Genomic DNA, 1765 nt, shown 5'->3' with positions numbered 1-1765 from the left:
CGGCCAGCTCCGGCTGTTCGCTCCACACAGTGGTGGGCAGTTGGTAGCCCGGGTGCTCCGCAAAGGACGGTAGATCCTTGATGGCCTTCTCGCCCGGCTCGCGCACGTCGATGGCAATCGCAGTACCGTCGGCGAGGTCACGCAGCAGGGAAGCGGCCGTTTCCTCTTCAGCCTCGCGAGCCGCAGCGGTTTCCACCGCGCAGCTCGACACGTCCTCCGCCACGATCTCGGTGACCGGCTGCCGCTGGGGATCGGCGGTGACGTTGAAGTGCTGGATGTTGGCCGTGAGGGCGTCATAAATAAGCAACCGCCCGACCTGCTGTGCGCGAGCTTCCGGGTCTCGCAGGAACTTAATGGTTTCCGTGGCCATCAGGCCGGCGACCACCGAGGTCGTTACGCCCAGCACTCCGGCGGTAGCGCAGTCCGGCACACTGTCGGGGTCCGGTTGGGAGGGGTAGAGGTCGCGCATGCCCACGCCCCGACCATCCGGCGCGGCACCAATGTCTGCGCCGGGGCCGGACCACCAGACGGCCACGTCGCCGCGGTAGCGCAGGACTGAACCCCAGACCAGGGGAGTGCCGGTGGCCTCGGCGGCATCGGCGGCCAAGAACTTCGTGGCAAAGGTGTCAGATCCATCGATGAGCACGTCTACGTCTTCTAGCAGCTCAGCGGCGTTGTCGGCGCGCAGGCGCCCGTGGATGCCGTGAAAGATTAGGCCGGGCTGCAACTCCCGCAGTCGTTCTCCGGTGACCTCCACCTTGGGGCGGCCGACGTCACTGGCGCCGAAGAGGATCTGCCGGTGGATGTTCGTGATGTCCACCGTGTCGTCATCGATGACGGAAATCTCGCCGACCCCCGCCGCGGCCAGGGCCTGCATCAAGGGGCAGCCCAGCCCGCCAGCGCCGATCACCAGCACGTGCGCTTCATGCAGTCGCTCTTGTTCCCGCAGCCCGTGGCCCGGAAGGATCGTCTGCCGGGCGACGCGCTTCAGCTCTTCGGCGGGCAGAGTGGTGTAGTCGGAGGTGTAGTCGCCGAGCATCACAGCACCTCGTCGGCCCAGCCATCCCAGCTGGCCAGGCCGTCGAAGCTGGAGGAGGCCAACGCGCCCTGGGCGTGCGTGCGCTGGGGAATGCGCCCCGCCTCTCGTGCCAGCCGGCCGGACTCCACAGCCGCCTTCATGGCGTGAGCCATCGCTACCGGGTCCTGGCAGCGGTTCACTGCGCTGGCCAGCAGCACTCCGTCGCAGCCCAGCTCCATCGCCAGCGCCGCGTCGGAGGCCGTGCCCACGCCCGCGTCCAGCAGTACCGGAACCTGGGCGCGCGAGCAGATCAGCTCGATGTTGTGCGGGTTCAGGATCCCCAGGCCCGTGCCGATGGGGGAGCCCAGCGGCATGACAGCGTGCACGCCCACGTCCTCCAGCCGGCGGGCGACCACCGGGTCGTCGCTGGTGTAGGCCAGCACTACGAAGCCTTCGGCCACCAGCATCTCGCAGGCATCCACCAGCTCCACCACGTCAGGCAGCAGTGTGTGGTCATCGGCGATGACCTCCACCTTCACCCAGTTGGTACCCAGTGCCTCGCGCGCCAGTTGGGCCGTCAGCATCGCATCGCGGGCGGTCTGGCACCCGGCGGTGTTCGGCAGCACGTCGATGCCCAGGCGGTTCAGCAGCTCGAACACGCTCTCGCCGCCACCGGTGGTCTTGGCGCTGTGGCGGCGCATCGCCACCGTGGTCAGTTGCGTGCCGCTGGCCACCAGCGCATCCTCC

Annotated in this window: 2 protein-coding genes; both read right to left on the bottom strand. The window is 68.4% G+C overall.

The window, feature by feature from the left end:
• On the bottom strand, positions 1-1039 hold a 1039-nt coding region (locus Q0331_RS07640; protein ID WP_298075802.1), incomplete at its 3' end, for a ThiF family adenylyltransferase.
• Positions 1039-1765 (bottom strand): thiazole synthase (locus Q0331_RS07635; RefSeq protein WP_298075801.1); only part of this gene is annotated, 727 nt, incomplete at its 5' end. The genes Q0331_RS07640 and Q0331_RS07635, both read right to left, overlap by 1 nt.

It is taken from the genome of uncultured Corynebacterium sp., from assembly GCF_937999985.1.
GTDB lineage: Bacteria > Actinomycetota > Actinomycetes > Mycobacteriales > Mycobacteriaceae > Corynebacterium.
The sequence above is the reverse complement of the archived record's forward strand: the minus strand, read 5'-3'. Positions and strand labels throughout refer to the sequence as shown.